The sequence below is a fragment of the Microcoleus sp. Aus8_D2 genome (genome assembly GCF_036702665.1).
Classification (GTDB): domain Bacteria; phylum Cyanobacteriota; class Cyanobacteriia; order Cyanobacteriales; family Microcoleaceae; genus Microcoleus.
Genome location: NZ_JAUBUN010000008.1, coordinates 112258 through 115367, shown reverse-complemented (window position 1 = coordinate 115367; position 3110 = coordinate 112258). Strand labels below are relative to the sequence as shown.

The following is a 3110-nucleotide window of genomic DNA, read 5'->3' as shown; positions in this document are numbered from 1 at the left end:
ACACCGCCGACACCGCCGACACCGCCGACACCGCCGACACCGCCGACACCGCCGACACCGCCGACACCGCCGACACCGCCGACACCTACACCTGTACCGACGCCGACGCCGACGCCTGTAGCGACAGATTTGGTTTGCCCTGAGGCCTTCCCCAGGATCGCTACTCCCAATCAGTCCGGCAGTCCTTCAGAGGGTAATGTGATCGACGGCCCTAACGGCGACGATACGATCGTGGGCAGTGCCAAGAGTGACTCTATCTTTGGGTTGGGTGGCAACGATTTGATCTTCGGCCAACAGGGTGACGATTACATCAATGGCAATACGGGCAACGATACTGTCTACGGAGGCATCGATAACGATACTCTCTTCGGTGGTAAAGGCTTTGACCTGATTTTTGGCGATATCGGCGACGATACGATTTACGGCAATCGTGGCAACGACTCGCTCAGTGGCGATGCAGGCAATGATGTATTGTACGGGGGCAAAGGCGACGACGTAATGTTGGGAGGCGCCGGCGACGACTTGCTATTTGGCGATCGAGGTAATGACACTCTCTGCGGCGGCGAGGGTAACAATACCTTACTTGGCGGCAGTGGCGATGATGTGCTGTTTGGTGGCACCGGCGATGACTTGCTCTTTGGTGGTATTGGCAGTGATACTCTCGTTGGCGGCACCAGCAGCAATGGCTTTGTCTTGGCAGCGATCGGGGGAACTGACACCATGATCGACTTTACCCCCGGATTTGATTCGATGGTGTTGGTGGGAGGCTTGGACTTCAATCAACTGTCGTTAACCCAAACTAACGGCTCAACTGCGATCGCGATCGCCAGCAGCAACCAGATTTTGGCTGTAGTGGCGGGCGTGCAGCCCAGCCAGTTATCGGCGAGCAGTTTTCGCTTGCTGGTGGTTTAGTATGTAGTCCTTAGTAGGGTGCGCAACGCGCACCTTACTCTTAGCTGGACAATCGGCAGCAGGGGAACGAAATTCCGTTCCCCTGCTGTGGTTAAATCTGTTCGAGATATTTCAGCAAGTCTGCCATTTCTTGCGGGCTCGGCTGAAACTGAGGCATTGGTGGGGTTCGCCCGCTGGTGACTTGGCGGATCAGCTCGAATTCAGATTTGCGCTCTGACACTCGGTGCAAATTGGGCCCGACTTGACTGTCTCCCACGGATATGTGACACCCCGCACAGTTCATGTGAAAGATGGCTGAACCCTGAAACTGGTCGCCCGTGAGGGACAGTACGCTTTTGACGTAGGGATCGGCGGCTTGAAACTGACGAATTGTCATACTCGCCAACATGATGCCAAGCAACACCGCGATCGCCAATAGGGCAAGTCGCTCGATCGGGTTTTTAATTTCATTCGTGGCAATTTGGTGATTCAAAGGAGTGCAATTTTAAAATAGTATCTACAAGAAAATTTATTTCTCATCACATAGCTTAATCGTTCCCAGCGGGGATATCAAGATCTCAGACCCCCAGAACTCCCAAGAATGGGAAAATTCATCTGTCTCAGTGCTGGTAATATTAAAAATAGATTGTTAAATCTTAACGTTAAGGAGCTCTCATGGTAGAACCGCTGCTTTCAGGTATTGTTCTGGGTTTAATCTTTGTTACTCTGGCGGGGCTGTTTTTTGCTGCTTACCAGCAATACAAGCGCGGCGATCAGTTGGGTATCAACAAGTAAAAGGGCCTATAGTGCCTCGGTGAAGCGGAGGAGAGGGGGAGGGAGGAGAGGGGGAGAGGGGGGTTCCGGGGGAGATTGGAAAAATCTTTCTTCTTTCGTCTTCAGTCTTCCTTCTGTCACAGGTCAACTCTTCCCTCTTCCCTCTTCCAACTGTCACTTGTCTACTGTCACTTGTCACTTGTCTACTGTCACAGGTCACTTGTCACTTGTCTACTGTCACTTGTCTACTGTATCGATCGAGAATAGCAGCAGTTTCCAGACCTGTTTTTTCCCAGCTAAACAGTTTTGCTCTCGCCAAACCGAGCTCCCGCAACTGCGATCGACCTGTGGCATCGGTTGCCAGCTCTTGCATAGCAGAGGCTATTTCCTGGACGCTGTAGGGATTGACTAACCAGGCTGCCTCCCCCCCCACTTCTGGCATGGAAGACAGGTTAGAGGTGATTACAGGAGTGCCGCAGGCCATTGCTTCGAGCACGGGGAGACCGAATCCTTCCCAAAGACTGGGGAATACTAGGGCGATCGCCCGGTTGATGACTTTGGGTAAGTCAGCCGCAGGGAGGTAATTTAGAAATTTTACGCGATCGAACAATCCCAATTCTGCAACCTGCGCCTTCAGCAGTGGGGTATAGCGTTTATCTTCCGATCCAGTAATCCACAATTCGTACTCGGAATTATTTGGTACAGCCGCAAAGGCTGCGACAACTCGCTGCACGTTTTTATGGGGATTGTGGCGGCCCATATACAGAAAATAATTGCTAGTTGGTAAGTCGAGAAACTTAAAAAAACTGGTATCGTAGCCGGGAAAAATGCGCGAGATTAAAGAACTCGGAATCTTACAAAAATCAATAATATCATTGGCAGTTGATTCGGAATCGCAGATAATATGTTCAGCCTGCCGCAACACTTGGGGAATGTAATAGCGGTGATAAACGGCTAAAGGATCGAAGCGGCGGGGAAATCGGAGGGCTATTAAGTCGTGTACTGTAATTATATAGCGACAACCGGCAAATAAAGGAGCTTCGGGAATTGGCGAAAATAACAGGTTAGATTTTAGCTGTTTGTAAATTTTGGGGAGTTGAGTTTGTGTCCACAGCAATCGGTTGATGTGTCCTTTGGTTCCTTGTTCTGGTGTGAGGTTGGCGGGGATTTCGTAGCAGTTGCTGTTGGGGAATTTTTGGGCTGTGAGTAAGGTTGGGTTGAGGGATTTTAGGTGGGGAAATAGGTTTTTGGCGTAGATGGCTAAGCCTGTTGGTTCGGAAATTAGGAAGGAAAGATTAATTAGTAAATTAGATGGATAATTGGGCATGGGATAATATGATAATTTCCAATTTTAAATAATTATCATCTAGGTTTGTAGTGAGGACTTCAGTCCTCTATCTCCAAATGACTGAGGACTAAAGTCCTTACTACAAACCTTAACTTAC

Annotated in this window: 4 protein-coding genes; 2 read left to right on the top strand and 2 right to left on the bottom strand. The window is 49.8% G+C overall.

Annotation, left to right across the window (positions count from 1 at the left end; genetic code table 11):
* Positions 1–912 (top strand): calcium-binding protein (locus tag QUB64_RS08900; RefSeq protein ID WP_333268483.1); only part of this gene is annotated, 912 nt, incomplete at its 5' end.
* Between the two features lie 91 nt (positions 913–1003).
* On the opposite strand, the gene QUB64_RS08895 is transcribed toward QUB64_RS08900, so the two are convergent.
* The gene (locus QUB64_RS08895; protein WP_333268481.1) at positions 1004–1384 is read right to left on the bottom strand and encodes a cytochrome c; all 381 of its coding nucleotides are present in this window, start codon (positions 1382–1384) and stop codon (positions 1004–1006) included.
* A gap of 182 nt (positions 1385–1566) precedes the next feature.
* On the opposite strand from QUB64_RS08895, the gene petG reads away from it, so the two are divergent.
* Positions 1567–1686, top strand: a complete 120-nt coding sequence (gene petG, locus QUB64_RS08890; protein WP_006632329.1) for a cytochrome b6-f complex subunit V — start codon at positions 1567–1569, stop codon at positions 1684–1686.
* Between the two features lie 202 nt (positions 1687–1888).
* Here petG and QUB64_RS08885 read toward each other — a convergent pair whose 3' ends face one another.
* Positions 1889–2992 carry a glycosyltransferase family 4 protein gene (locus tag QUB64_RS08885; RefSeq protein ID WP_333268479.1) on the bottom strand — a complete coding sequence of 368 codons (1104 nt, stop codon included), beginning with the start codon at positions 2990–2992 and terminating at the stop codon, positions 1889–1891.
* Positions 2993–3110 lie beyond the last annotated feature (118 nt).